The 25,213-nt window shown below is 71.5% G+C and carries 22 protein-coding genes and 1 pseudogene; 16 read left to right on the top strand and 7 right to left on the bottom strand.

Going from position 1 to position 25,213, the window contains the following annotated elements; genetic code table 11:
* Positions 1 to 95 precede the first annotated feature (95 nt).
* Positions 96 to 938 (top strand): SDR family NAD(P)-dependent oxidoreductase, encoded by an 843-nt coding sequence (locus AMYTH_RS0142585; protein WP_027935364.1) that lies wholly within the window; start codon positions 96 to 98, stop codon positions 936 to 938.
* Here the strand turns inward: AMYTH_RS0142585 and ilvA are convergent.
* Positions 922 to 2,139 carry a threonine ammonia-lyase IlvA gene (gene ilvA, locus AMYTH_RS0142580; protein WP_267283928.1) on the bottom strand — a complete coding sequence of 406 codons (1,218 nt, stop codon included), beginning with the start codon at positions 2,137 to 2,139 and terminating at the stop codon, positions 922 to 924. The two genes, AMYTH_RS0142585 and ilvA, sit on opposite strands and share 17 nt — an antisense overlap.
* Before the next feature lie 159 nt (positions 2,140 to 2,298).
* Here ilvA and AMYTH_RS0142575 point away from each other — a divergent pair, with 159 nt between their 5' ends.
* Positions 2,299 to 2,772 (top strand): universal stress protein, encoded by a 474-nt coding sequence (locus tag AMYTH_RS0142575; protein WP_027935362.1) that lies wholly within the window; start codon positions 2,299 to 2,301, stop codon positions 2,770 to 2,772.
* Between the two features lie 446 nt (positions 2,773 to 3,218).
* Here AMYTH_RS0142575 and AMYTH_RS0142570 read toward each other — a convergent pair whose 3' ends face one another.
* Together AMYTH_RS0142570 and AMYTH_RS0142565 are read right to left on the bottom strand one after the other, a co-directional pair.
* Positions 3,219 to 4,265 (bottom strand): phosphotransferase family protein, encoded by a 1,047-nt coding sequence (locus AMYTH_RS0142570; protein WP_051362990.1) that lies wholly within the window; start codon positions 4,263 to 4,265, stop codon positions 3,219 to 3,221.
* A gap of 796 nt (positions 4,266 to 5,061) precedes the next feature.
* Positions 5,062 to 6,153, bottom strand: coding sequence for an epoxide hydrolase family protein (locus AMYTH_RS0142565; RefSeq protein WP_027935360.1), 1,092 nt, complete (start codon positions 6,151 to 6,153; stop codon positions 5,062 to 5,064).
* A 76-nt stretch (positions 6,154 to 6,229) separates the two neighbouring features.
* Here AMYTH_RS0142565 and AMYTH_RS0142560 point away from each other — a divergent pair, with 76 nt between their 5' ends.
* The 6 genes and pseudogenes from AMYTH_RS0142560 to AMYTH_RS51355 form a co-directional block, all read left to right on the top strand.
* Positions 6,230 to 6,676, top strand: coding sequence for a MarR family winged helix-turn-helix transcriptional regulator (locus AMYTH_RS0142560; RefSeq protein ID WP_027935359.1), 447 nt, complete (start codon positions 6,230 to 6,232; stop codon positions 6,674 to 6,676).
* Positions 6,677 to 6,779: 103 nt separating this feature from the next.
* Positions 6,780 to 7,232, top strand: a complete 453-nt coding sequence (locus AMYTH_RS0142555; RefSeq protein ID WP_027935358.1) for a hypothetical protein — start codon at positions 6,780 to 6,782, stop codon at positions 7,230 to 7,232.
* Positions 7,192 to 7,737 carry a GNAT family N-acetyltransferase gene (locus AMYTH_RS0142550; protein WP_027935357.1) on the top strand — a complete coding sequence of 182 codons (546 nt, stop codon included), beginning with the start codon at positions 7,192 to 7,194 and terminating at the stop codon, positions 7,735 to 7,737. Before AMYTH_RS0142555 ends, AMYTH_RS0142550 begins: the two co-directional genes overlap by 41 nt.
* A 159-nt stretch (positions 7,738 to 7,896) precedes the next feature.
* On the top strand, positions 7,897 to 9,420 hold the full coding sequence (locus tag AMYTH_RS0142545; RefSeq protein WP_027935356.1) for a long-chain-fatty-acid--CoA ligase: 1,524 nt from the start codon (positions 7,897 to 7,899) through the stop codon (positions 9,418 to 9,420).
* A 4-nt stretch (positions 9,421 to 9,424) separates the two neighbouring features.
* Positions 9,425 to 10,183 carry a hydroxypyruvate isomerase family protein gene (locus AMYTH_RS0142540; protein ID WP_027935355.1) on the top strand — a complete coding sequence of 253 codons (759 nt, stop codon included), beginning with the start codon at positions 9,425 to 9,427 and terminating at the stop codon, positions 10,181 to 10,183.
* Positions 10,184 to 10,438: 255 nt separating this feature from the next.
* A pseudogene (locus AMYTH_RS51355) lies at positions 10,439 to 10,651 on the top strand (IS630 family transposase); the annotation flags it as partial.
* A 159-nt stretch (positions 10,652 to 10,810) separates the two neighbouring features.
* On the opposite strand, the gene AMYTH_RS0142530 reads toward AMYTH_RS51355, so the two are convergent.
* Entirely contained in the window at positions 10,811 to 11,278 is a 468-nt protein-coding gene (locus AMYTH_RS0142530) for a MarR family winged helix-turn-helix transcriptional regulator (protein ID WP_027935353.1), read from the bottom strand.
* A gap of 53 nt (positions 11,279 to 11,331) precedes the next feature.
* Here AMYTH_RS0142530 and AMYTH_RS0142525 point away from each other — a divergent pair, with 53 nt between their 5' ends.
* The 4 genes from AMYTH_RS0142525 (at position 11,332) to AMYTH_RS51295 (ending at position 17,017) form a co-directional block, all read left to right on the top strand.
* A complete protein-coding gene (locus tag AMYTH_RS0142525; RefSeq protein ID WP_027935352.1) occupies positions 11,332 to 12,732 on the top strand; it encodes an MFS transporter in 1,401 nt (466 codons plus the stop codon).
* Positions 12,729 to 14,228 (top strand): LLM class flavin-dependent oxidoreductase, encoded by a 1,500-nt coding sequence (locus tag AMYTH_RS0142520; protein WP_027935351.1) that lies wholly within the window; start codon positions 12,729 to 12,731, stop codon positions 14,226 to 14,228. The genes AMYTH_RS0142525 and AMYTH_RS0142520 overlap by 4 nt, the downstream gene beginning before the upstream one ends.
* A 290-nt stretch (positions 14,229 to 14,518) precedes the next feature.
* Positions 14,519 to 16,474 (top strand): phosphocholine-specific phospholipase C, encoded by a 1,956-nt coding sequence (locus AMYTH_RS0142515; protein WP_027935350.1) that lies wholly within the window; start codon positions 14,519 to 14,521, stop codon positions 16,472 to 16,474.
* 309 nt (positions 16,475 to 16,783) lie between these two features.
* On the top strand, positions 16,784 to 17,017 hold the full coding sequence (locus tag AMYTH_RS51295; RefSeq protein WP_410468344.1) for a hypothetical protein: 234 nt from the start codon (positions 16,784 to 16,786) through the stop codon (positions 17,015 to 17,017).
* 350 nt (positions 17,018 to 17,367) lie between these two features.
* Here the strand turns inward: AMYTH_RS51295 and AMYTH_RS0142505 are convergent, their stop codons facing one another.
* Positions 17,368 to 17,961 carry a TetR/AcrR family transcriptional regulator gene (locus AMYTH_RS0142505; protein ID WP_027935348.1) on the bottom strand — a complete coding sequence of 198 codons (594 nt, stop codon included), beginning with the start codon at positions 17,959 to 17,961 and terminating at the stop codon, positions 17,368 to 17,370.
* 334 nt (positions 17,962 to 18,295) lie between these two features.
* Here AMYTH_RS0142505 and AMYTH_RS0142500 point away from each other — a divergent pair, with 334 nt between their 5' ends.
* From AMYTH_RS0142500 to AMYTH_RS0142485, 4 genes are read left to right on the top strand one after another with little or no spacing between them, the layout of a single operon-like run.
* Positions 18,296 to 20,728, top strand: coding sequence for a sensor histidine kinase (locus tag AMYTH_RS0142500; RefSeq protein ID WP_027935347.1), 2,433 nt, complete (start codon positions 18,296 to 18,298; stop codon positions 20,726 to 20,728).
* 21 nt (positions 20,729 to 20,749) lie between these two features.
* On the top strand, positions 20,750 to 21,175 hold the full coding sequence (locus AMYTH_RS0142495) for a roadblock/LC7 domain-containing protein (protein ID WP_017983331.1): 426 nt from the start codon (positions 20,750 to 20,752) through the stop codon (positions 21,173 to 21,175).
* Positions 21,175 to 21,540, top strand: coding sequence for a DUF742 domain-containing protein (locus AMYTH_RS0142490; RefSeq protein WP_017983332.1), 366 nt, complete (start codon positions 21,175 to 21,177; stop codon positions 21,538 to 21,540). The genes AMYTH_RS0142495 and AMYTH_RS0142490 overlap by 1 nt, the downstream gene beginning before the upstream one ends.
* Entirely contained in the window at positions 21,521 to 22,120 is a 600-nt protein-coding gene (locus AMYTH_RS0142485; protein ID WP_017983333.1) for a GTP-binding protein, read from the top strand. The genes AMYTH_RS0142490 and AMYTH_RS0142485 overlap by 20 nt, the downstream gene beginning before the upstream one ends.
* Before the next feature lie 308 nt (positions 22,121 to 22,428).
* Here AMYTH_RS0142485 and AMYTH_RS0142480 read toward each other — a convergent pair whose 3' ends face one another.
* Both AMYTH_RS0142480 and AMYTH_RS0142475 read right to left on the bottom strand, forming a co-directional pair.
* Positions 22,429 to 23,814, bottom strand: coding sequence for a tryptophanase (locus AMYTH_RS0142480; protein WP_027935346.1), 1,386 nt, complete (start codon positions 23,812 to 23,814; stop codon positions 22,429 to 22,431).
* A 20-nt stretch (positions 23,815 to 23,834) separates the two neighbouring features.
* Positions 23,835 to 24,875 carry a tryptophan dimethylallyltransferase family protein gene (locus tag AMYTH_RS0142475; protein WP_037323109.1) on the bottom strand — a complete coding sequence of 347 codons (1,041 nt, stop codon included), beginning with the start codon at positions 24,873 to 24,875 and terminating at the stop codon, positions 23,835 to 23,837.
* Between the last annotated feature and the right edge of the window lie 338 nt (positions 24,876 to 25,213).

The raw sequence follows: 25,213 nt of genomic DNA, 5'->3' as shown, positions 1-25,213 counted from the left end.
CGTCCCCACACTACCACAGACCAAGACGAGACGGTCCGTCTTGACACCTGGCGACTCGAGACGCTACGGTTCGTCTCACAGCGAAAGGAGCCCAGATGACCACCACCTCCCCTTCCCGCGTCTGGTTCATCACCGGTGCGAGCCGCGGCCTCGGCCGCGCCTTCACCGAAGCCGCCCTCGATCGCGGTGACCGGGTGGTCGCGGCCTCCCGCACCATCACCGCCGAGGCGACCGACCGGCTGCTGCCCGTCCAGCTCGACGTCACCCGGCGGGAGGACGTGTTCCGGGTCGTCGAGCAGGCCGTCGACCACTTCGGTCGCCTCGACGTCGTGGTCAACAACGCGGGCACCCTGTCCATGGGCATGGTCGAGGAGTTCACCGAGGACGAGGCCAGAGCGGCGATGGAGACGAACTTCTTCGGCGCGCTCTGGGTGAGCCAGGCTGTGCTACCGGTGATGCGGCGCCGGCGGTCCGGTCGCATCCTGCAGATTTCGAGCATCGCCGCGCTGGGCGGGTTCCCGATGACGGGTCTCTACAGCGCGAGCAAGTTCGCCCTGGAGGGCATGAGCGAGGCGCTGGCCAAGGAGGCGGCCTCGTTCGGCGTCAAGGTCAGCATCGTGCAGCCCGGCGGCTACTGGACCGACCTCTACACCGCACCCGCGATGGCCTCGCCGGTCGACGCCTACGCACCGCTGCGGCAGGAGATGGAGCAGCAGTGGACCGAGGGTTCGGTGGACAGCGATCCCGCGCTCGCCGCGGAGGCGCTGCTGAAACTCGCGGACAGCGAGGATCCGCCGTTGCGCCTGCTGCTCGGCAGCATGGTCTACGACCTGGCGCACGACCTCACGCGGCAGCGCCTGGACGGCTGGGCGGACTGGGAGGAGGTGAGCCGCGCGGCCGAGAAGGCGATTCCGATGCCGGTCACACCAGGAACGTGAACAGGGGGCTGTCCGGCGGGACGCGCTCGATGCGGTGCGGACCGGCCGCCATCCGCTTCATCATCGGTTCGAGGTTGTCCGGCGAGCCCAGCTCGATGCCGACCAGAGCCGGGCCGGTCTCGCGGTTGTTGCGCTTGACGTACTCGAACAGCGTGATGTCGTCGTCGGGGCCGAGCACGTCGTCGAGGAAGCGGCGGAGCGCGCCAGGCTCCTGCGGGAACTCGACGAGGAAGTAGTGCTTGCGCCCCTCGAAGATCAGGGCCCGCTCGACGATCTCGGCGTAGCGGCTGACGTCGTTGTTGCCGCCGGAGACGATGCACAGCACGGTCGAGCCCGGCTCCAGGTCGAGGTCCAGCCCGAGCGCTGCCGGTGACAACGCGCCGGCGGGCTCGGCGATGATGCCGTCGGACTGGTAGAGGTCGAGCATCTCGACGCAGATCTTGCCCTCGGGCACGGCGATCATGCTCGGTCGGCGTTCGGCGGCGAGGGCGTAGGTGTGCTGCCCGACGAGCCGGACGGCGGCGCCGTCGACGAACGGGTCGATGGTCTCCATGGCGACGGGGCCGCCGTGCTCGAGTGCGAGAGCCATGCTGGCCGCGCCCTGCGGCTCGGCGCCGATCACCCGCACCTCGGGGTGGGTCTCGCGGAGCCAGGCGAGGGTTCCGGCGAGCAGGCCGCCGCCACCGACCGGCACGATCACGACGTCGGGGGCGCGGCCCAGCTGCTCGATGGCCTCCTTGACGACGGTGCCCTGCCCGGCGATCGTGCGCGGATCGTCGAACGCGGGGATCATCGTCGTGCCCGTGCTCGCCGCGTACTCCTGCGCGGCGGCGGCAGCGTCGTCGTAGGTGTCGCCGTGCATCACGATCTGCACGTGCTCACCACCCAGCCGGGCAACGCGGTCCCGCTTCTGCCGGGGGGTGGTGCGCGGCAAGTAGACGCGGGCGAGGACCCCGAGGGCGGCTGAGGCGAACGCCACACCCTGGCCGTGGTTGCCTGCGCTCGCGCACACGACGCCGCGGGCGCGCTCCTCCGGTGAGAGCTGGCTCACCAGGTTGTAGGCGCCACGGCCTTTGTAGGAGCGGACGGCGGACAGGTCCTCGCGCTTGAGCCAGACGTCCACGCCGTGCTGCAGCGAAAGCCGTTCGTTGCGGTGCAGTGGCGTCGGCTGGATGACCCCGGCGAACCGGGCGGCCGCCATCGCCACGTCGGCCGCCCGCACGGGGTCGGGCCCGTTACCCACGACTTGGTTCCTCCTGTCGGCGTAGACGTCATTCGTACCAAAGCCGTGCCGGGTGCCCGCACCCGGAGCGGCCGGTGCCAGATAATGCGTGCCGTGGGTGCCGAGCGGGGACAACTGGTGGAGGAGTACGGCCCGGCGTGGTCGCCGGGACCGTTCGAGCGCGGCACCGACGGGCCGCACGTCGTCCTCGCCGGCGTCGACGGCTCCCCCAGCGCGTCCCGGGCGGGCGCCTACGCGGCCGGGCTGGCGCGGCGGCAGCGGTCGCGGCTGGTGCTGGTGTACGTGCTGGCGCCGACGGCGTGGACCGGCATGGCGAGCGGCTACCTCGCGGCAGCCCAGGAGCAGGCCTACGAAGCGACGATCGACGAGATGCGCGGACCGATCCGCAATCTGGCCGACGAGGCCCGCCTGCCCATCACGTTCATCGTCCGCCGCGGCGACGCCTTCACGGAACTCCGCCGCGCGGCGGTCGAGCTGCACGCCGACCTCGTCGTGGTGGGCGCGTCGGAGAGCCGGGGCCACCGGATCGTCGGCTCGGTGGCGAACCGCCTCGTGCGATCCGGCCTGTGGCCGGTGACAGTGGTGCCCTGACCACTGCTTGTGGCGCCCGATGCGCTGTCGCCGGCCAGGCACCCTCACCACAGCCCACGAGGCCGGCCATTTTCCGGCCGCGATCCGCGACGCCCCCTCTGCGCAGCCCCGGCACCGACCACTTTCCGACAGCGATCGCGACGCCCACCACCCACACGATTCAGCACGCGGTCAAAGCCATTTCGGTACGGCCCCCACCCTCATGTGAAGCCACCCCAACCGATCACGGCCCGCCTGCGGTCGGCAACACCTAGCCAACCCGCGCGAGCAGCCAACCCGCGCGAGCAACCACCCACGCGAGCAGCCATCCCCCGCGAACAGCCAACCCGCCCGAGCAACCATCCCCCGCGAGCAACCATCCCGCCCGAGCAGCCGTCTCGCGCGAGCAGTGACCCGGCGCGAACAGCCCTCTACCGCGGCCCCGGCCGCGCGGGCAGCTCGACCACTCACGAACGCGCGATGCGGTCCAGCGCCTGCTCGAACAACCCGACCGCCGCCGCGTGGAGGCGGTCTCCGATGGCGCGTGGCGCCTTGCCGGCGCAGGCACGCGCGTGCGTGCCTTCCAGCACGATGCCCAGCTTGAAGCACGCCAGCACCGCGTACCAGGCGAGTCCCGAGGTGTCCCGTCCGGAGCTGGCGGCGTAGCGGGCCACGATCTCCTCCTCGGTGGCGAGGTCGCCGGCTGTGGCGAGGCCGCTCCATCCGAGCATCGGGCGGGTGCCGGGCCACGTGGCCAGCAGCCAGCCGAGGTCGAGGAGCGGGTCGCCGATCGTGCTCATCTCCCAGTCCACGATGGCCGCGACCGTGGCGCCCCGGCGGTCGAACAGGACGTTCGCGAGGTGGTAGTCGCCGTGGAGGATGCCTGGCGACCACCGCTGGGGCACACATTGCGCGAGCCAGTCGGCGACCGCCTCCACGCCCGGCAGGCTCGGCCCGGGGTAACCGTCGTGGCCCGCGTAGGAATCGAGCTCCGCGAGCCACCGCGGCACCTGGCGTTCGAGGAACCCCTGTGGGCGACCGAAATCCGCCAGGCCGGCCCGCTCGTGGTCGACTTCGCTCAGCGCCGCCAGCGCGTCGGCCATCGCCAGCCCCATCTCGTGCCGCAGCTCGGGGCGGGCGGCGTGCGGCTCGGGCAGTTCGACGGTCGCGTTGAACCCGTCCACCGGCTCCATCAGGTAGAAGACCGCGCCGGGCAGGACGGTCTCCTCCGGGCAGGCCGCGATCAGCTCCGGGTGCGGCACCGCGGTGCCCGACAGCGCGGCGAGCACCCGCATCTCCCGGCGCAGCACGTCGTTGCTGCGCGCCCGCCGGTGCCGGGGACCGCTGCGCAGGACGTAGGCCCGGCCGCCACGGCGGAACGAAACCATCAGGTTCTGAGTGCCACCGGCGATCGGCGCGAGGTCATCGACGGGCCCGCCCGGCAGCCCTTGGCGGTCCATCCACGCGCCGAGCGCGCGCAACTCCCCCGGCGACAGGATCTCGGCCTCCGGCATCGGGCCCCCTCTCCGCTCCTGATGCAACATGGCAGAAGCACCCGGGCCAGGGAAGCCCAGAAGATTCCGGCGGAGCGACGGCCCTCTGCCTCGCCGGAGGCACCCCCGGCCTCCGCCGCCAGGCCCCCGCGTGGTCCTTGGCTGGTGCTCAGCTCGGGCAAGCAGCCTCGCAGGACGCCCGACCCGCACCTCCTGCCGCTGCGCGCGAGGACCGCCAGTGGCCACGGCTGAGACCCAGGGCTGCCGGTTGGCATTGCGGGAAGGCGCGGATGGTCGCAAGACCGGCGGGCCAGCGGCATACGAGCCCACCACGGCCGAACCGGGCGCCGCCAACGGCCCCAGCTGCGGCCAAGCACCACCGAGCCGCAGTAGCCGCGCGAGTGATCGCAGACCGGCGGGCCAGCGGCACGCGAGCCCACCACGGCGGCCGAACCGGGGGCGCCAATGACCGCGACTGCGGCCAAGGGCCACCAGGCGGCAGTAGCGGCGCGAGTGATCACGTCGCAGACCGGCAGGCCAACGGCACGCCAGCCCGCCACGGCCGAACCGCGCGCCGCCAACGGCCACGGCCACGCACCACCGAGCGGCAGCAGCCGCGCGAGTGATCGCAGACCGGCAGGCCAGCAGCACACGAACCCACCACAGCCGAACCAGGCGCCGCCGACGGCCACGGCCGCGGCCAAGCACCACCGAGCCGCAGCAGCCGCGCGAGTGACCACCGCAGACCGGCGGCCCGGGGCTGCCGGCCGGCAATAGCGGGAGTTCGCGGCACAGGCGTGACCGGCGGCCTCGCGCCTCAAGCCAGCGTGCTGAAGAACTTGCGCACGTCCTCGACGAACAGGTCGGGCACCTCCATCGCCGCGAAGTGGCCGCCTCTGTCGAACTCGCTCCAGTGGCGGATGTCGAACCGCTGTTCGGCGACTGCGCGCACCGACAGGGTGATGTCGTGCGCGAAGACCGCCACCCCGACCGGCGCCGGGCACGGGCGGCCTGCCTGGGCGACGTACGTACTCTCCTTCGCCAGGCGGGCGGCCGAACCCGCGGTGCCGGTCAGCCAGTACAGCATCACGTCCGTCAGCAGGCGGTCGTCCGGGATGCGCGACTCCGGGTCGGTCCACTTCGCGAACCGCTCGGCTATCCACGCCAGCTGCCCGACCGGGGAATCGGTCAGGGCGTACGCGATCGTCTGCGGCGTGGTCATGTGCAGGACCTGGTAGCCGGGCCGGTTCGCGGCGTACGCCTTCGTGTGGGCGAGCCTGCGTTGATCCTCTTCGGACAGTCCGGCGATCCCGTCGGACGGCGGCAGTGTCGGCAGGTAGTTCAGGTGCACACCCACCACCTGGTCCGGCGCGGCGGCGGCGAGCTGCTGCGAGATCGCCGAGCCGAAATCGCCGCCCTGGGCGCCGTACCGCTCGTACCCCAGCCGGCGCATCAGCTCGGCCCAGGCGCGCGCCACCCGCGCCACGTCCCAGCCCCGCTCGGCCGTCCGCCCCGAGAAGCCGAAACCCGGGATCGACGGGATCACCAGATGGAAGTCGCGTGACAGCGGCCCGATCACGTCCAGGAACTCGACGACCGAACCGGGCCAGCCGTGCGTCACGACCAGCGGCAGAGCGTCCGCCCGCGGCGAGCGCACGTGCAGGTAGTGCACGGTCTGCCCGTCGATCTCGTCGGTGAACTGCGGGAACGAATTCAACAGTGCCTCCTGGGCGCGCCAGTCGTAACCGTCGCGCCAGCGGCCGGCCAGCTCGCGGACCCGGGCGAGCGGGATGCCGTAGTCCCAGCCCGCGCCGGGCAGCTCGTCGAGCCAGCGCACGCGGTCCAGGCGGGCGGCGAGGTCGTCGAGGGCGGACTGCGGGATGTCGATGCGGAAGGGTTTCTCGGTCATGCCCAGAACGTTAGACGCCCAAACGTTAGTCAGTCAAATGATTCGCCGGGCGAACGTTTCGGTTAGACTCCCGATCATGGAGACCACCGCCCCCGAGCGCCTGCGTGCCCTCCCCAGCTGGCTGCTCACGCAGACCGCGCACCACGCGCACCGGCTCGTCACCGAGGGCCTGTCCGAGGCCGGCGCCCGCGGCTACCACTACCGCCTGCTGGCCGCGCTGGAGGAGTCCGGGCCGACGAGCCAGGCCACACTGGGCCGCCGCAGCGCGATCCACCTCTCCGACCTGGTGGCGACCATCAACGAACTGGCCGACCGCGACCTGGTCAGCCGGGAGCCGGACCCGGCCGACCGCAGGCGCAACGTCATCACGATCACCCCCGCCGGCCGCAGGCAGCTCAAGCGCCTCGACAAGCAGATCGCGCGCATCCAGGACGACCTGCTCGCCCCGCTGAGCGGCGCGGAACGGGAGCAGCTGACCGCCCTGTTGTCCCGGCTGCTGCGCCACCACACCGAGGGCGCGTAACCTGACTGGCAGATTGAGACTGCGGTCACAACTTGCGCGGTTTCAGCAACACTCGCCCGGGTAGTCTCACTCGACCGTTGAGCAGACAGCGGAGGGAGCCCGCGTGACCGACTTCTGGATCGACCATGCCCTGCAACGGGTGCTGAACCACCCCACCGACATACGCACCCTGCGGGAGTCGGCCGCGACCTTCCTCGACGGCTGCACGGTGGAGACGGTCACCGACGCGCTGCTCGTCATCGACGCCCTGGCCAGCACGGCCTACGAACAGGGCTGCCTGCCCGCCACGATCCGGCTCGTGCGCGAGGGCACCGAAGCCGGCTGGCTGCGGATCTCGCTGTCCGCGCCCGGCGTCGAGCTGCCGTCCCCGGACAGCGGCTTCGGCACCGGCCTGCACGTCCTGACCACCTGCGCGGCCATGTGGGGCCGCAGCGGCGACGGGGACCGTACCGCTCTCTGGGCGCATCTGCCGCTCGTGGCTGCCGTACCGGCCGCACTTCACGTAGCGTTTACACATGGAGTCGCCCCTGATCACCGACCGGCTGGTCATCCGTGACTGGACGGCCGACGACGCCGAGGCCGCCTTCGCGATCTACGGCTCGGAAGAGGTCACACACTGGCTGACCCCGGTGATGGACCGGGTCGGCGATGTCGCCGCGATGCGCGCGGTGCTGCAGGCCTGGCACGAGGCCCAGCCGAACCTGCCGCCGCCGCGCGGCCGCTGGGCCATGGAACGCCGGGAGAACGGCCAGGTCATCGGCGGCCTGGCCATCCGCCTGCTGCCGCCCTACGAGGAGGACCTCGAGCTCAGCTGGCAGCTGCACCCCGACGCGTGGGGGCATGGCTACGCCACCGAAGGCAGCCAGGCACTGATCCGGTGGGCGTTCACCCAGGACACCGACGAGCTGTTCGCCGTCGCGCGACCGAACAACGTTCGGGCGATCGCGACGGCGAAACGGCTCGGCATGCAGTGGGTCGGCGAGACCACCAAGTACTACGACCTGCGCCTGCAGGTCTACCGCATCCGCCCCGGCGACCTCGACGACGCGCCGGGGACTTGACCACCGGACCGGCCGCGCGGTTCACTGGCTGACGGGTCGACGTCGCCGCAAAACCGAACGGGATTCTGCCGGGTCTGACAACCGACCCGCAGGCAATCCGGAATGACCGGCGGAATCCGGGCAGGCCGGACAGAACGACGTTCGGAAGGTGGGCAGCCGATGAGCTTCAACCTGGCGATCATGCTGCGGGAGTCCGCGACGGCCACGCCGGGCAAGGACTTCCTGCGCTTCCCGTCGGGTGCGATGACCTACGCCGAGGTCGACGAGCGCTCCGGCCGGGTCGCCGTCGCCCTGCGCGAAGCCCGCCTGCGGCCCGGGGACAAGGTCGCCGTGCAGCTCGCCAACGTGCCCGAGTTCGTGATCGCCTACTTCGGCATCCTCAAGGCGGGCCTGACGATGGTCCCGCTCAACCCGCTGCTCAAGGCCGCCGAGATCGCCTACCACCTGGACGACTCCGACGCGCGCATGATCATCGCCCACGCCGCGGGCGCGCCCGAAGTCACCACGGCGCTCAAGGAGGTCCCGGACGTCCGCGCGGTGGTCGTCGGCGACCTGGACGCTGGCACCTGGCCGGAGGGGACGCTGTCCTTCCCGGTGCTGCTGGAGCCCGCGGACGACGGCGACATCTTCCCCGGCGCGGCGGACGACACGGCCGTGCTGCTCTACACCAGCGGCACCACCGGCCGCCCCAAGGGCGCCGAACTGTCCCACTTCCAGCTCTACATGACCTGCACCCTGGGCAGCGAGCGATTCGGCGCGGAACCCGAGGACGTCGCGCTGGCCGTGCTGCCGTTCTTCCACGTCTACGGCCTGTCGAGCATTCTCAACGCCTCGGCCCGGCACGGGCGCACGATCTCGGTGGTGCCGCGGTTCGAGGTGCCCGCGGTGCTGGAGGCGATCCAGCGGGACCGGGTCACGATCATGGCCGGCGTGCCCACGATGTACCACGCGCTGGCCTACGCCGACACCACCGGCTACGACACCAGCAGCCTGCGGATCGGCAGCTCCGGCGGCGCGGCGATCCCGGAGGAGGTGCTGCGCCGCTTCGAGGAGAAGTACGGGATCCCGGTGCTGGAGGGGTACGGGCTGTCCGAGTCGGCGTCGACCACGACGGTCAACCCGGGCGCGGACAACCGCAAGATCCTCTCGATCGGCAAGCCGATCTGGGGCGTGGAACTGCGGATCGTCGACGACCAGGACCGCCCGCTGCCGTCCGGGCAGGTGGGCGAGATCGTGCTGCGCGGGCACAACATCACGAAGGGTTACTACAAGCGGCCGCAGGAGACCGCGGAGGCGTTCCGCGGCGGCTGGTTCCACACCGGCGACCTCGGCTACGTCGACTCCGACGGGTTCGTGTTCATCGTGGACCGCAAGAAGGACCTGATCATCCGCGGCGGGTTCAACGTCTACCCGCGCGAGGTGGAGGAGCTGCTGTACCGGCACCCGGCGGTCGGCGAGGCGGCGGTGATCGGCGAGCCGGACGAGCGGCTCGGCGAGGAGGTCGTCGCGGTGGTCTCGCTCAAGCCGGGCGCGAGCGCCGAGCCGGACGAGATCGTGGCGTGGGCGAAGGAGCGCATCGCCGCGTACAAGTACCCGCGGCGGGTGCGGATCGTCGATGAGCTGCCGAAGGGCGCGACGGGCAAGATCGCGAAGCTGGAGTTGCGGGCGCGTCTGCGAGGATGACGTCATGCGGTACGACGTCAACACCTCGATCCTGTTCACCGAGCTGGCGCCGGAGCGCCGTCCGGCCGCGGCGGCGGCGGCCGGGTTCGCGGGTGTGGAGTCGTGGTGGCCGTTCGACGGCGTGCCCGGGGACAGCGAGGTCGACCGGTTCGTCGCGTCCATCGCCGACGCCGGGGTCGAGCTGGTGTCGCTGAACGTGCCGCACGGCGATCTCGCCGCGGGCGAGCGGGGGCTGGCCGGGTTCGCCTCACGGACGGCCGAGTTCCGCGAAGGCGTGGACGTCGCGGCTGGGATCGCGGAGCGGCTCGGGTGCTCGCGGTTCAACGTCCTGCCCGGCAACCGGACCGGCGCCTCGCGGGACGTGCTGCTGGACAACCTCGCCTTCGCCGCAGACCGGCTGCCGGGCACGGTGTTGCTGGAACCGCTCAGCGGCGCGCCGGACTACCCGCTACTGCGCGCCGCCGACGCGCTCGCGCTCGCGGACGAGGTCGGGGCGGACAACATCGCGCTGCTGACGGACGTCTACCACCTGGGCAGCAACGGCGACGACCTGGACGCGCTCCTCACGCCGCCACTGCTGGAGCGCACCGGGCACGTCCAGGTGGCCGACGCGCCGGGACGGCACGAGCCGGGCACCGGCACGCTCGGGGTGACCGCCTGGCTGGACCGGCTGGCCGCCACCGGGTACGACGGCTGGGTGGGCCTGGAGTACGTGCCAACAGGGTCCACTGTGGATAGTCTCGGGTGGCTGTCCCGGCGCTGAGGGCCGCCTTGCCGGGCCACGCCAGTGGGCCCGACGAGTCCACAGCGGACAGCTTCGGCTGGCCGTCCCGCCGCTAGTGGCCTGAGTCGTTAATTCAGTGCCAGGCCAGGTTGTGGCGATGCCGGGTCTGAAGCTGGTGCCACTGGCCCTGTCCGACGATGAACGTCGCACGCTGGAGGGGTGGACCCGGCGCAGGACGACCGCGCAGGCGCTGGCGTTGCGGGCCCGGATCGTACTGGCCTGCGCCGAGGGCGGAACGCGACGCACTGGTCGACCCGGTCGCCGGCGGCGCAGACCGGGATGACACAGTCGGCGGTCTCACGGATCTGGCGGGCGTTCGGCCTCAAACCGCACCAGGTGGACACGTTCAAGATCAGCAAGGATCCGGTGTTCGTGGACAAGGTCCGCGACGTGGTCGGGCTGTATCTGGATCCGCCCGCGAAGGCGGTGGTGCTGTGCGTTGACGAATCGATGGTGCGCAGGAACCCGAGGAATTCCAGCTGGCTCAACCTCGTCGAACGATTCTTCGCCGAGATCACCGTCAAACTGCTCCGCCGCGGCGTCCACCGCCGACCAGATCCCCGACTCCCTCGCCGCCTACTGCCGACGAACTAACGACTCAGGACACTAGGCGGTCACTTCCTTCGAGGCCGCGTCGTCGGCCACGACCACCCGGCGCATCAGCTCCACCAGTGTCCGGCGCTCCTCTGTGGACAGCACGCCCAGCGACTCCTCCTGCGAGCGGTGCGCCACCTCCTGCAGGCGGCGCACCAGCGCCATGCCGGACTCGGTCAGGGCGGCGCGCTGACGCCGCCGGTCGGCGGGATCGCGTTCGCGGCGGACGTAACCGCGTTGCTCCAGCAGGTCCAGGTAGCCGACGAGGTGGCTGCGGTTGAGCCTGAGCCGGTCGGCGAGCGCGTGCTGTGCCAGCGGCCCGAAGTCCGACAACCCGGTCAGCACGGCGAAGTGCGGCAGCCGCAGGTCGTGCTCGGCCAGTGCGGCGACCAGCCCGCGGTGCCCGATCCGCGCGACGTGGCCCGCCAGGTACGAGGGCAGGGCCAGCAGGGTCGGCGGGCGCGTCTCGCGGTCGTCCATGCGGTCGATCCTACCTTCTGGACGTAATCATGTCGTCGTGTAATCATTACGTCATGACACGAAGTTCCGCACCCTTCGCCGCGCTGCTGATCGCGGTGCTGTCGTTCTCGTTGCTGCAGACCATGCCGGTGCCCGCCCTGCCGACGCTGCAGGCCGAGTTCGGCACCTCCACCACCACCGTCTCCTGGGTGCTGAGCGCCTTCCTGCTCACCGCGTCGGTCGCCACCGGGCTGCTCGGCCGCCTCGGCGACATGTTCGGCAAGCGCCGCGTGCTGCTCGCCTGCCTCGCGGTGTCCGCGGCCGGCACCCTGCTCGCGGCGCTCGCCCCGTCGATCGGCGTGCTGATCGCGGCCCGCGCGATCCAGGGCGTCGGCGCGGCGACCTTCCCGCTGGCCTTCGGCATCGTGCGCGACGAGTTCCCCCGCGAACGGGTGCCGGTCGCGATCGGCTGGATCAGCTCGACCTTCGGCATCGGGTTCGGCGTCGGGCTGGTGATCCCCGGTCTGATCGTGGACGCGCTGAGCTGGGAGTGGATCTTCTGGCTGATGTTCGCGGTGATCGTCGCCGGCATCGCCGCCGTCGCCGCGTTCGTGCGCGAGTCGCCGGTGCGCTCGCCGGGCCGCGTCGACTGGGCGGGCGCGCTGCTGCTCACCGGCGGCCTGGTCGCGCTGCTGCTGGCGATCAGCGAGGGCCGGGTGTGGGGCTGGGGCTCCGCGGCGATCATCGGGCTGTTCGCGGCCGCCGTGGTCCTGCTGGTCGTGTTCGCGCTGGTGGAAAAGCGCCTGGCCCAGCCGTTGATCGACATCGGGTTGCTCGGCCGTCCCGCGGTGCTGACGTCCAACATCACCGCGCTGATCATCGGCTTCGGCATGTACGGCGCGTTCACGCTGGTGCCGCTGCTCGTCGAGACGCCGCCGCAGGCCGGGTACGGGTTCGGCGCGTCGGTCACCGAGGCCGGGTTGTTCATCATCCCGATGGCCGTGACCATGCTGTTCGCCAGCCCGCTCGCCGGGCGCATCGGCGCGAAGGCAGGGTTCAAGCTCCCGCTGGTGCTGGCGTGCGTGATCGGCGCGGCCGGGTTCGTGCTGTTCGCCGTCGCGCACGGCGAGCCGTGGCCGATCTACCTCGGCAACGGGATCCTCGGCATCGGCGTCGGGTTCGCCTTCGCCTCGCTGGCCAACCTCGTCGTCGGCGCGGTCGACCCGCGCCAGACCGGGGAGGCGACCGGCATCAACACGATCATGCGCACCATCGGCGGCACCTTCGGCGCGCAGATCGCGTCGACCATCGTCACCGCCGAGGTCGTCGCGGGCACCCGGTTCCCGGTGGAATCCGGCTACACCACGGCGTTCGTGCTGTCCGCGATCGCGATGGGCGTGGCGGCGCTGGTCGCGCTCGCCGGCCCGGGACGGCTGGTGCCCGCCCCCGCGCCACGCGAGATGGCCGCTCGATGACCGACTACGGGCACGACCTGCTCTTCGGCGCGGTCCTCACCCCGGCCACCGGACGACCGGAACTGGCGCTGGACCTCGCGCGGGTCGCTGACCGCGCCGGGTTGGACCTGGTGAGCGTGCCGGATCACCCGTACCGGCCCGAGTTCACCGAGGCGTGGACGACGCTGTCGGTGATCGCCGCGCGGACCGAGCGGGTCCGGGTGTTCCCCAACGTCGCCAACGTGCCGCTGCGCCCGCCCGCGATGCTGGCCCGCGCCGTCGCGAGCCTGGGCGCGCTCAGCGGCGGCCGGGTGGACCTGGCGCTGGGCGCCGGGGCGTACTGGGACGCGATCGCCGCTGAGGGCGGGCCGTGGCGCGCGCCCGCGGAAGCGGTCGCCGCGCTCGGCGAGGCGATCGCCGTGATCCGTGCACTGTGGACACCCGGCGGCCCGGTCCACCTGCCGGGCAAGCACTACGGCCTGGACGGCGCCGAACCCGCTCCCGCGCCGGGCCGTCCGGGGATCTGGGTCGGCGCGCTCGGGCCGCGGATGCTGCGCCTGACCGGCACCCTCGCCGACGGCTGGCTGCCGAGCATGACCCGCATCCCGCCCGCTGATCTCCCCGCCGCCAACGCCGCCGTCGACGCGGCCGCGGCGGACGCGGGACGCGACCCGGCCGCGATCCGCCGTCTCTACAACCTGTCCCCGCCCGCGCTCGGCTCGCCGCGCGGCTGGCCCGAGCGGCTCGCCGACCTGGCCCTCACCCACGGCGTGAGCGGGTTCCTGCTGCCGGCCGACTCCCCGGGCCTGCTGCAGCTCTTCGCGACCGAAATCGCCCCGGCGGTGCGCGAACTGGTCGCCGCCGCGCGGGACGGGCGCGGACCGTCGCCCGCGCCGCTGGCCGCCCGGCCCACCCCGGACGACGGTTTCCGGCTGAGCGCCGAACGGGTCTGGGACGAGGACGACCGCCCGTCGGCTCCCCGACCGGACCCGCGGCGCCGCTACGACGACCGGGAACAGGCCGCCGGGCAACGGCTGATCGAGGTGCACGACCACCTGCGCGCCGAGCTCGGGCAGCTGCGCGACCTGCTCACCGAGGTGGCCGCCGGGACCCTCGACCCCGGCGCCGCGCGCTCCCGCCTGCACACCCTCACCCTGCGGCAGAACAACTGGACGCTCGGCGCCTACTGCGAGTCCTATTGCCGCGTGGTCAGCATTCACCACCAGCGCGAGGACTCCGACGTGTTCCCCGCGCTGCGCCGGTTCGAGCCCGGGCTCGCCCCGGTGCTGGACCGGCTGGCGGACGAGCACCACGCCATCCAGGCCCTCGTCGAACGGGTCGACGCGGCACTGGTCGCGTTCGTCGGCACCGACGGCGACATCACCGCGCTGCACGCCGCGCTCGACCTGCTCACCGACGCGCTGCTGTCCCACCTGTCCTACGAGGAGCGCGAGCTGACCGAGCCGCTCGCCCGGCTGTGGGGCCGCGATCCGGGTGGCGGAGATGGCCTGGTCTGAGCCGCCGGCGTCACACTCGCAGCCTGGATTCGATGTCGAGCGTGTACTCCTGGGGGCCGACCGCCTCCAGCACGGTCGCCGGCGTGCGGTTGACCGAGGAGCCGGAGAAGATCGTGCGCGTTTACGGGGGCGCCGGCAGCGTTTTCAGGACGATCTTCCCGAACCGGCTCAAAGCCCACCTCCCAGCAGTAAGGGCAGGCTTTCCTTCTCACGCTCGGGCAGTCAAGTGTTCGCCGTCCGGTCGCCGCCGCGACGCTTGCCGTACCCGCGGCGGGATCAGGCTGACCGCCATGACAGCCCTGAACCGTCGCGGGTTCCTGCAGCTGGCGGGCGGTTCCGCCGCCCTGTCCGCGCTCGCCCCGAGCATCGCCCGCGCCGCCGCCATCCCCGCCGGACACCGCACCGGCACCCTGCGCGACATCGAGCACGTCGTCGTCCTGATGCAGGAGAACCGTTCGTTCGACCACTACTTCGGCTCGCTGCGCGGGGTGCGCGGCTTCGGCGACCCGCGCCCGGTGACCCTGCCCAGCGGCAAGTCCGTGTGGCACCAGTCCGACGGGACGCGCGAGGTGCTCCCGTTCCGGCCCGAGGCGCGGAATCTCGGGCTGCAGTTCCTGGAGGACCTCGACCACAGCTGGGAAGGCGGCCACGCCGCGTGGAACCAGGGCCGCTACGACCGCTGGATCCCGGCGAAGACGGCGACCACGATGGCGTACCTGACGCGCGAGGACATCCCGTTCCACTACGCCCTCGCCGACGCGTTCACGATCTGCGACGCCTACCACTGCTCGCTGATCGGGCCCACCGATCCGAACCGGTACTACATGTGGAGCGGCTACACCGGCAACGACGGCGCCGGCGGTGGCCCGGTCATCGACAACGACGAACTCGGCTACAGCTGGACGACCTACCCGGAACGACTCGAAGAAGCCGGCGTGTCGTGGAAGATCTACCAGGACGTCGGCGACGGCCTCGACGCCGAGCACAGCTGGGGCTGGATCAGCGACGCCTACCGCGGCAACTACGGCGACAACTCGTTGCTGTACTTCGACAACTACCGCAACGCTAAGCCGGGCGACCCGCTGTACGAGAAGGCGCGCACGGGCACGAACGCCGCGAAGGGCGAGGGGTTCTTCGACATCCTCACCGCCGACGTGCAGGCGGGCCGACTGCTCGCGGTGTCGTGGATCGTCGCGCCGGAGGCGTTCACCGAGCACCCGAACTGGCCGGCGAACTACGGCGCCTGGTACATCGCGCGGGTCCTCGACGCGCTCACCGCGCACCCGGAGGTGTGGAGCCGGACGGCGCTGTTCATCACCTACGACGAGAACGACGGGTTCTTCGACCACGTGGTGCCGCCGTACCCGGACCGGTCCACTGTGGACCTCTCCGGCGAGCTGCTGGACGGTCAGCCGTACGGGCTGGGCCAGCGGGTGCCGATGCTGGTGGTGTCGCCGTGGAGCAAGGGCGGCCGGGTGTGCTCGCAGGTGTTCGACCACACCTCGATCGTGCGGTTCCTGGAGCGGCGGTTCGGGGTGCACGAGCCGAACATCTCGCCGTGGCGCCGGGCGATCTGCGGTGACCTGACCGCGGCGTTCGACTTCTCCCGCACGGACGCCGCGGTGCCGGGCCTGCCCGGGACGGACGGCTACTACCCGCCCGACCGCGAGCGGCACCCGGACTACGTGCCCGCTCCGCCGGCCGATCCGGCGCTGCCGCGGCAGGAACGCGGTCAGCGCCCGGCTCTGCCGCTGCCCTACGACCTCACGGTGGACGGCCAGGTGCGCGACGGCGTGCTGCGGCTGACGTTCGCCAGCCGCGGCCCGGTGGGCGCGCACTTCCACGTGACGTCGGCGGCGGGCCCGCGCGGCTACACGGTCGGCGCGGGGCAGCGGCTGAGCGACGAGTGGCCGGCGTCGTCGGAGGTCGTCGTGCACGGCCCGAACGGTTTCTACCGGCGGTTCGCGGGCGGCGGGGCCGAGGTGACCGCGCGGCCGGTCGGCGGGGACCTGCAGCTGGTGCTGACGAACCCGGGCCGCGCGACGCTGGGGGTGACGGTGACGAGCGGCTACGGCCACCGGCGGGTGGACTACCGCCTCCGCCCCGGCACGGCGGTCACCCACCTGGTCCGGACGACCGACGGGTGGTACGACGTGACCGTGAGCGCCCCCGGCGTGACCCGGCAGCTGGCGGGGCACGTGCAGACCGGACGGCTGAGCCGAACGGACCCGGCCCTCGGCGCCTGACCCACCCCCGCGGCCACCGTGTTGCGGCCGCGTCGCCAGCCGCCGGCAGGCGGGCGGCCCGTGGCGGCGGCCAGAGGCAGCGGCCACGCGGCGGCCGCCGCCGGGCGGCAGGTGGGCGGAGGCAACCGGCGTGGTGGCCAAGGGGCAGAAGGCGGCGGGCTGGCGAGGGGGCGGCGAGCTGCCGCGGGGAGCGGCAGGCTGGCCCCGGGGAGCGGCAGGCTAGCCGCGGGGAGCGGCGGGCTGACCGCGGGGGCCGACGGGTTGGCCGCGGGGAGCGGCAGGCTGCGGCTGGCCCCGGGGGCCGACGGGATGGCCCCGGGGGCCGACGGGATGGCCGCGGGGAGCGGCAGGCTGGCCGCGGGGAGCGGCAGGCTGGCCGCGGGGAGCGGCAGGCTGGCCGCGGGGAGCGGCGGGCTGACCGCGGGGGCCGACGGGCTGACCGCGAGGGCCGACGGGACAGAAGGCGGCGGGCTGACGGGGGCCGGTCCAGCCCGCCCAGGCCGCCCCCGGGCGGTCTGGACCGCCCGCCCCACGCCCGAGTGAGTGACCGAAGACCGGGCGGCTGGGGCAGAGCGGCGGGCCAGCCCGCCCAAGAGGATCGTCGACTGCCGCGCCTGGCCGAGGCATCCGGCCCGCCGTCGGCCGCCGGCGGGCGGCAGCCCGTGGGCCGGATGCCCCGGCTCGACGGGGACTGCGCCGTGGCCGCTCCGGGAGCCTGCCGCCCAGCCGGATTGCCTACTGCCGCGTCTGGCGAGACCGCCTGGCCGGCCTCCCGCGGCCCCGCCGAGCCCCGGCGGTTCGGCGGGCATGGGCATCCCACCGCGCAGCGGCGAGGCCAGCCGGGGCCGGCAGCCGGCGGACGGGCCGGGGCCGGCCGGAAGAAAGGCGAAGCGTCAGTCCCCGGCGTCGCCGAAGGCCGTTGTCAGCCGGGCCTCCAGGAAGGCCAGCAGCTCCCGGTGCCCCCGCTCGTACCCGAGGAGCTGCTCCACGAACAGCCCCTCGACCGCGGTGCCCCACAGGGTCGCCACCGCGCACACCTCGTCCTCACTCAGCGGCACGTCCCGGCGGGCGGCCTCGCCGCGGACGGCGTCCGCGAAGGTCGACCTCAGCGCGTCCAGCCGGGGCGCCAGCCGCTCCCGCAGCGCGGGCTGGTTCAGCGCCAGCGTGCACAACTCGAGCCAGATCTTGGGCCACCCCCGCGCCCGCGCGTCCCCGATCAGCAGGTCCCGATGCCGCCGCCAGCGCGCCACCAGCGGCTCCTCCCCCGCGAACGCGGCCGCGACCCCCGCCGCGTACTGGTCGCCGACCCGGTCCAGCACCGCCACGAGCACGTCGGCCATCGAGCCGAAGTGGTAGTGCACCAACGCCTGGTTCAGGCCGGCCTCGGCGGCCAGCCTGCGCGTCGTCACCGCCGCCGCCCCTTCGGTGATCAGCAGCCGCTCGGCGGCGTCGACGAGCTGCTTCTTGCGATCAGGACGCACACCCACGCCTTTCTCCGCGAACGGGTGAGGATACCGCCGGGCACCTCCCCCGCACGGAGGAAAGCGCTTTCGGCAGCCCGCGCGTCGCCGCAACCGGCCGGAACGGGGTTTGCGCACAGTAACCGGGGGGTCGCGGCTCGGGAGTGATCGCGGTACGACATGATTTCACCTCGACCAGAGCATCTATCGAGTGATCGGCGACTGTGACTCAGAGTGAGAAGAACTCCCGAGCCGCCGGGAGGGCACTTGTCGACAACCCCTGCTTGACAGGGGTGGTTGCATACGACTCTGTCGTGACGTCGCCGTCTTCGTCCCGGTCCCCAGGATTTCGTGGAGCGTCGTGAAAAACACAGATGACAAGTCAGGCGAAGGCCACCACAAGTCGATCCGAAAGCGCCTGACCGGCACCGTCCTGATCCCGAGTATCGCGCTCCTCGTCATGTGGATCGCGGGTTCCGGGTACTTCCTGGTGGACGCGATCTACGTGCGCACGGTGGCCTCCTCCGTGCAGGACGTGTCGATCCCCGCCGTCACCGCGCTCGGCGCCGTCCAGCAGGAACGCCAGCTGTCGCTGGTCTACCTGGAACGCCCCCAGGTCGGCCTGCGTGACCTGCAGGCGCAGCAGCAGTCCATCGACAGGTCGCTGACCAGCCTCCGGTCCGCCCTCGGCGAGGTGAAGAGCCTCGTGCCGGACGAGATCGGGCAGCGGATGAACCAGATGGAGGCGAGCCTCGACCAGCTCCCGGTGATCCGCGCGGAGATCAACCTGCGCACGATCTCCAAGGAGCAGGTCAACGACTTCTACAACCGCCTGCTGGACGTCTCGACCGACCTGTTCGACTCGCAGGCCCGCCTGGTGCCCGACGCCGAGTCGACCCAGGGCGGTATGACGTCGGTGGACATCTTCCGCGCCTCGGACCAGATGTCGCGCGCCGCGTCGCTGGCCTCCAGCGCGTTCGCCTCCGGCCAGTTCGCCCCGGCCGACCACCTGCAGTTCGCCCAGCTCGTCGGCAGCTACCGCAACCAGCTGGCGAAGATCGCGAGCTACATGGCCCCCGAGGCGGGGCAGCGCTACCGCGACCTCACCTCGAGCGAGCAGTGGCAGCGCCTCACCGCCGCGGAGAACTCGATCATCACGCACGGGCCGGGCGTGTTCCGCGAGAACGTCGGCGGGCTGACCGTGCGGGAGAACGACTGGCGCGACCTCACCACCGAGGTGTCCGGCCGGCTGATCAGCCTGACCGTCGAGCAGTCGGAGCTGGCCTCCGGCGCCGCGCTGGACAAGGGCAACGTCAACCTGTGGACCGTGATCATCGGCAGTGTCGTCGCCCTGCTCGCGGCGATCGCCTCGATCTGGGTCGCCGTCCGGGTGTCCCGCACGCTGGTCGACCGGACCCTGATGACGCGCCTGGAGCGCCTGCGCAACGACTCGCTGGAACTGGCCCGCACCCGCCTGCCGAGCATCGTGAACCGGCTCAAGGAGGGCGAGTCGGTCGACGTCACCGCCGAGCTGCCCCGCCTGGACCACGGCAAGGACGAGATCGGCCAGGTGGCGGAGGCGTTCAACATCGCGCAGCTGACCGCCGTCCAGGCCGCGGCCAGTGAGGCCAAGGCCCGCAGCGGTGTCAACAACGTGTTCCTCGGCATCGCCCACCGCAACCAGGGCCTGGTGCACCGCCAGCTGCAGATCCTGGACCGGATGGAGAGCCGCGAGGAGAACCCGGAGCAGCTCAAGGGCCTGTTCCAGCTCGACCACCTGGCCACCCGCGCCCGCCGCACCACCGAGAACCTCATCATCCTCGGGGGCAAGCAGCCGGGCCGCCGCTGGCGCAAGCCGGTGTGGCTGATGGACGTGCTGCGCGCCGCGGTGTCCGAGACCGAGCACTACTCGCGGGTCGAGGTGGAGAACGTCCCGCAGGTCGCGATCATCGGGTCCGCGGTCGCCGACACCATCCACCTGGTCGCGGAGCTGGTCGACAACGCCACCACCTTCTCCCCGCCCGGGTCGCAGGTCCACATGACCTCCACCCTCGTCGCGCGCGGCGTCGTGGTGGACGTGGCCGACCAGGGTCTCGGCATGAAGGACGACGTCCGGGAATGGGCCAACCGGATGATGTCGGAACCGCCCGAGTTCGACGCGATGGCCCTGAAAGCCGACTCCAGCCTGGGCCTTTTCGTGGTCGCGCGGCTGGCGGCCCGGCTCGGCCTGAAGGTCATGTTCGACTCCTCGCGCTACGGTGGCACTCGCGCCACGATCCTGATCCCGTCGGCACTGCTCGCCAACGGGGACCAGGTCGCCGAGAACGCCGATCCGGAGTTCCGCGGCGCCCCGGCCACCACCGGGACCGACTCGCACGAGCAGGAGGAGACCGGCCGTCCGGCCGGGACGAACGGTATGGGACGACACGAGAACAACGGCGCCGCCGAGCCCGCTCGGCGGGTCCCGGCGGAGCTCCCCTCGGGACGGCACGCGGAACCGGAACCGGAGACGGCGAGCGAGACCACCGGTGTGCAGACGATCTCGGTGTTCGAGCCGGAGCCCGCGCCGGCGCCGACGCCCTCGCCGCGCCCCAAGCGGCGCCGGGCGCCGCTGCCGCAGCGGGAGCCGCAGCAGAACCTCGTCGCCCAGCTCCGTGACGACCCGGAGTCGGACGCCACCGATTACCACGAGTTCTCCGGTCGGACCCGCAACACGCTCTCGGCGTTCCACAAGGGAACCCGCCGCGGGCGCGACGCAGACGCACCGGAAGACCCCCGGGCCACCATTGACTGAGAGGGAAGTCGAACCTCATCGATGAACGAGAACGAGAACTCCAAGGTCGACCTGAACTGGCTGCTCGACGACATGGTCGACCGCGTCGTCGGGGCGCAGCACGCCGTGGTCCTCTCGGCCGACGGGCTGCTCATGGGCAAGTCCGCGAACCTGTCGAAGGACGACTCCGACCAGCTGTCGGCGATCGCGTCCAGCCTGCAGAGCCTCGCCAAGGGCGCCAGCAAGCACTTCCAGCGCGGGCCGGTGCTGCAGACCCTCATCGAAATGGCCGAGGGTTACCTCTTCGTCTGCGCGGCGGGTCAGGGCGCGTGCCTGGCGATCCTCGCCGAGGAGACGGTCGACGTCGAGATGATCGCCTACGAGATGAGCCGCCTCGTCAAGCGCGTCGGTGACTACATGACGTCGGCTCCCCGGGATGCCGCGAGGTTCGTTCCGGAGCACAACTGATGGCGGACGACCAGTGGTACGACGAAGCGGCCGGGCCGCTGATCCGGCCGTACGCCATCACACGGGGCAGGATCCCGTCCGTCGACATCAAACTCGACGTGGCGACGCAGGTGATGGCCATCCGGGGCAACCACGACCCGATCGGGTTGACCCCGGAGCACCTGACGATCCTCGAGTTGTGCCAGCGGCCGTTGTCCGTCGCTGAAATTGCCGTGTACGTCAAGGTCCCTCTCGCCGTGGTCAAGGTGTTGTGCAGCGATCTGATCGAACGGGGCGCCGTGATCGTCCGTTCGCCGTCGCAGCCGGCCAAGGCCCCCGATCGCGAACTACTCCAGGCGGTGCTCGATGGCCTCAACAAGCTCTGAAGAAGGGGGCGTCATCCCGACGCCCGTCAAGATCGTCATCGCGGGCGGCTTCGGCGCCGGCAAGACCACCATGGTCGCGTCGGTGAGCGAGATCGTCCCGCTGTCCACCGAGGAGGTGATGACGGAGGCCAGCACGGGCGTCGACGACCTCACCGGGGTGGAACGCAAGACCACCACCACGGTCGCGCTGGACTTCGGCCGCATCACCATCTCCCCGCAGACGGTGCTGTACCTGTTCGGCACGCCAGGGCAGGACCGGTTCTGGTTCATGTGGGACGAGCTCGCGCTCGGCGCCATCGGCACCGTGGTGCTGGTCGACACGCGACGCCTGGACTCCAGCTTCGCGGCGATCGACTTCTTCGAGCGGCGCAAGATCCCGTTCATCGTGGCGGTCAACTGCTTCGAGGACTCGGACGACTACGAAGAGGACGAGATCCGCAAGGCGCTCGCCATCGCCCCCGGAGTGCCGGTGATGTTCTTCGACGCCCGTTCGCGGGAATCGAGCAAGCTGGCGCTGATCCGGTTGGTGCGGTACGCGATGAGCCGGCTGCCCGCCGAGTCGGAGCTGGCTCGCGCCTGACCTTTTGCCCGGGATAAGAAGGGCCACCCCGTTCTTCGGTGACGGGGTGGCTCTTTTTTTGGCGCCGCTACACGGGTATCTACTGCATCGGCTTCGCTTCGCTACGCCCGGATGAAAAGAAGCCCCTTCCGAACCCGATCTCTCAGTGTTCGGTTGCCGAGACACCGCGTCAAGGCGGGAAAGAGTACCTTGACCCGGTGGCTCGGCAACCGATTTGGCTGGGGATCGGGTCGCGGGAGGGGGATGGTCCGTGGGGTGGTTCCGTTTCGTTGCCGGCCTGCCAGACGCAAGCCGGCAACGCACAGCGCCTACGAAACCGCCCGGGGCACCTGCCGCAGCTTCAGATTGAAGTGCCGCAACAACTGCGGCGCATGCGTGACCCGGTACTCCGGCACCGATTCCGGATTCTTCGCGATCGAGGCCAGCACGTCAGCCACGTACTCCAGGTGCGCCAACGTGTACGTCCGCCGCGGGATGGCCAGTCGCACCAGCTCGAACGGCGCTGGGGAGATCAGGTTGTGCTCGTCGTCGAAGGTGCCCAGGTACAGCGAACCCAGTTCGGCGCACCGGATGCCGCCCGCCAGGTACAGTTCGCACGCCAGCGCGTGCCCGGGGAAGCCGTGCGGCGGCATGTGCTGCAGCAACCGCCCGGCGTTCAGGTACAGGCCGTGCACCCCGGCGGGCTGCACGATGTCCACACCGGCCTCGTTGATCAGCCGGGCGAAATGGGCAGTCTCCTCGGCGCGGTTGCGCAGGTAGTCCGGGTCCACGACCTCCCGCAGGCCCTGCGCGACGCGCTCCAGGTCGTGCCCGCCCAGGCCGCCGTAGGTGCGGAAACCCTCGGTGGCGATGAGGATCGCCTCGCACTGCTTGGCCAGCTGCTCGTCCCGCACGCCGATCGCCGCGCCCATCGGCGAGATCGCGTCCTTCTTCAGGCTGGCGACGAAACCGTCGGCGAGCGCGAACGTCTCCTGCGCGACCTCCTTCGGCGTCTTGCCCGCGTAACCGTCCTCGCGCTGGATGATCAGCCACGAGTTCTCCGCGAACCGCGCCGCGTCGAGGAAGAACGGGACCCCGAACCGGTCGCACAACGCGCGCACGGCCTTCAGGTTCGCCATCGACACCGGCTGCCCGCCGCCGCCGTTGTTGGTGATCGTGATCAGCACCTGCCCGACCCGCGGACCGTCCGGGCCGGACAGCGTCTCCTCGAGCGCGCCGAGGTCGATGTTGCCCTTGAACGGATCCCGGCTGTCCAGGTCGGCCGCTTCCGGGCAGGGCAGGTCCCGCGCCTCGGCGCCGGCCAGCTCCACGTTCGCCCGTGTGGTGTCGAAGTGCGTGTTGGACAGCGAGATATGCCCCGGCTTCAGCGCGGTGGAGAACAGGATCCGCTCCGCCGCCCGGCCCTGGTGCACCGGGAACAGGTGCGGGAACGAGGTCAGGTCCTCCAGCGCCGACTTGAACCGGAACCACGAGTCGGAACCCGCGTAGGAACGGTCGGCCGCCGCCGCGCCGGCCTCCTGCGCGGCGGACACCGCGCCCGTGCCGGAGTCGGTCAGCAGATCGATCGTCACCATGTTCGCAGGCAGGTCGAACATGTTGTAGCCGGCGCGGGCGAGCGCTTCCTCCCGCTCCTCCCGGGTCGTGATCGGTATCGCCTTGACAACCTGCACCCGGTACGGCGGGAACGACTTCATGCTGGCTTCTTCCTCCCAGTTCAGAACGTGGCCGAGGCGCTGACCCGCCCGCGGGGCGCCTGCACGGCGTAGGCCTCGGACGAAAGATATACCGTCGTTCCCGACCCGAACCGGCCGAGACGCAGGGAGACGTGCGCGATGAGCCCCACACCGGCCGCCGCCGGGCGGCCGGTCACCGCGGCGATCGCCCGGTCCAGCTCCGCGGACGGCAACCCGGACCGCGCGAAGTGGGCGAGCACGTGCTCACGCGCCACGGCGTCGTCCGGGACGTAGTCGCGGATCGGCAGGTAGAGGCTGTAGTTGCCGGGACGGCCCGCGTCGGCCTCCACGAAGGAGTAACTGGAGATCAGCGGCCGTCCGGCGTACGGGCCGGAGCCGCCGCCCGCGGTGGTCAGGAAATCGCGCACCAGCAACGGGTCCACGCCCTCGACGGCTCCGGCCGCTCGCTCCACCGTGCCCGAGTCCGCCGAGTCGTGCGAGATGTACAGCTTGACCCGGGACAGCGGCCCGTCGTCGAGGTCGAGCGCGAAGAACGAGAACTGGTCGGCGGCGCCGCGCCGGAGCGCGTACTCGGTCACGGTGTCGTACGCGTCGCTCAACCCGAGGCGCCGCAGCCCTTCCGCGACGAGCCCGCGCGCCGCGCCCTGGCCGCGCACCTGCGGGTTGAAGTAGACCTTCAGCGCCGGCGCCCGGCCGGGCCGCAGGATCACCGAGAACCACAGCGCGAACTTTCCCTGCGGCCGGTCGACGAGGAACAGGTCCTCGACCGCGGCGAACCGGTCCAGCCGAAGGTCCAACCGTTGCGCCATGTGGGTGAGAAAGCGCTTCGCCGCCTCGATGTTCGATGCGGGGCCAGGGTTTTCGGCTATGGTCTCGCCGAGGATCCGCACCGCGCGGTCGCCGCTCTCGTCGAACGCGACGGAGAACTCCACGGGGGTCGCGTCGTCCGCGACGTCCGAGGGCCACAGCGGCGGCTCGGTCAGCGGGCGGCGGCCCGCCGCGCCGAGGAGTTCCCGCAGCACGTCGACGGCATCGCGGCCGCCGTCGGGAAAGCCTGCCACCCTGCAGAGTTCTCCGAGCTGTCTCCGGGCATGGTCGAATAGGGTCACAGGGGCGACGTTCACACTCACTCCGACGGTCTGGCGAGCAACTGCTCGACTAGGCGGGGGACAGACCGTCGTCCAACATAACGTCATCTTTCCGGCAAGACGTACCGCTGGAGGAGTGATCTTGGCCGCACGGTCAGTCACCACACGCCGCTGTCCTCCTGGTTCGCTGCCACGGCACAGTTTTCGCGATCGGCCCGAGCGCAACCGCCGCCACGGCAACCAATCCCACCCGGCGCAACCTGGGAAAACGCTTACCGGGTGCGATTCACGTCACTGTGTACCATACCGTC

Source organism: Amycolatopsis thermoflava N1165 (genome assembly GCF_000473265.1).
In the GTDB taxonomy this organism is placed as follows: Bacteria; Actinomycetota; Actinomycetes; order Mycobacteriales; family Pseudonocardiaceae; genus Amycolatopsis_E; species Amycolatopsis_E thermoflava.
This window is presented reverse-complemented; position numbering and strand designations above follow the sequence as displayed.

Coding starts and splice junctions, on each gene's coding strand:
- AMYTH_RS0142585 (WP_027935364.1), top strand. CDS start 96: ATGACCACCACCTCCCCTTCCCGCGTCTGGTTCATCACCGGTGCGAGC.
- ilvA (WP_267283928.1), bottom strand. CDS start 2,139: ATGGCGGCCGCCCGGTTCGCCGGGGTCATCCAGCCGACGCCACTGCAC.
- AMYTH_RS0142570 (WP_051362990.1), bottom strand. CDS start 4,265: ATGCCGGAGGCCGAGATCCTGTCGCCGGGGGAGTTGCGCGCGCTCGGC.
- AMYTH_RS0142565 (WP_027935360.1), bottom strand. CDS start 6,153: ATGACCGAGAAACCCTTCCGCATCGACATCCCGCAGTCCGCCCTCGAC.
- AMYTH_RS0142560 (WP_027935359.1), top strand. CDS start 6,230: ATGGAGACCACCGCCCCCGAGCGCCTGCGTGCCCTCCCCAGCTGGCTG.
- AMYTH_RS0142550 (WP_027935357.1), top strand. CDS start 7,192: ATGGAGTCGCCCCTGATCACCGACCGGCTGGTCATCCGTGACTGGACG.
- AMYTH_RS0142545 (WP_027935356.1), top strand. CDS start 7,897: ATGAGCTTCAACCTGGCGATCATGCTGCGGGAGTCCGCGACGGCCACG.
- AMYTH_RS0142540 (WP_027935355.1), top strand. CDS start 9,425: ATGCGGTACGACGTCAACACCTCGATCCTGTTCACCGAGCTGGCGCCG.
- AMYTH_RS0142530 (WP_027935353.1), bottom strand. CDS start 11,278: ATGGACGACCGCGAGACGCGCCCGCCGACCCTGCTGGCCCTGCCCTCG.
- AMYTH_RS0142525 (WP_027935352.1), top strand. CDS start 11,332: ATGACACGAAGTTCCGCACCCTTCGCCGCGCTGCTGATCGCGGTGCTG.
- AMYTH_RS0142520 (WP_027935351.1), top strand. CDS start 12,729: ATGACCGACTACGGGCACGACCTGCTCTTCGGCGCGGTCCTCACCCCG.
- AMYTH_RS0142515 (WP_027935350.1), top strand. CDS start 14,519: ATGACAGCCCTGAACCGTCGCGGGTTCCTGCAGCTGGCGGGCGGTTCC.
- AMYTH_RS51295 (WP_410468344.1), top strand. CDS start 16,784: ATGGCCCCGGGGGCCGACGGGATGGCCGCGGGGAGCGGCAGGCTGGCC.
- AMYTH_RS0142495 (WP_017983331.1), top strand. CDS start 20,750: ATGAACGAGAACGAGAACTCCAAGGTCGACCTGAACTGGCTGCTCGAC.
- AMYTH_RS0142490 (WP_017983332.1), top strand. CDS start 21,175: ATGGCGGACGACCAGTGGTACGACGAAGCGGCCGGGCCGCTGATCCGG.
- AMYTH_RS0142485 (WP_017983333.1), top strand. CDS start 21,521: ATGGCCTCAACAAGCTCTGAAGAAGGGGGCGTCATCCCGACGCCCGTC.
- AMYTH_RS0142480 (WP_027935346.1), bottom strand. CDS start 23,814: ATGAAGTCGTTCCCGCCGTACCGGGTGCAGGTTGTCAAGGCGATACCG.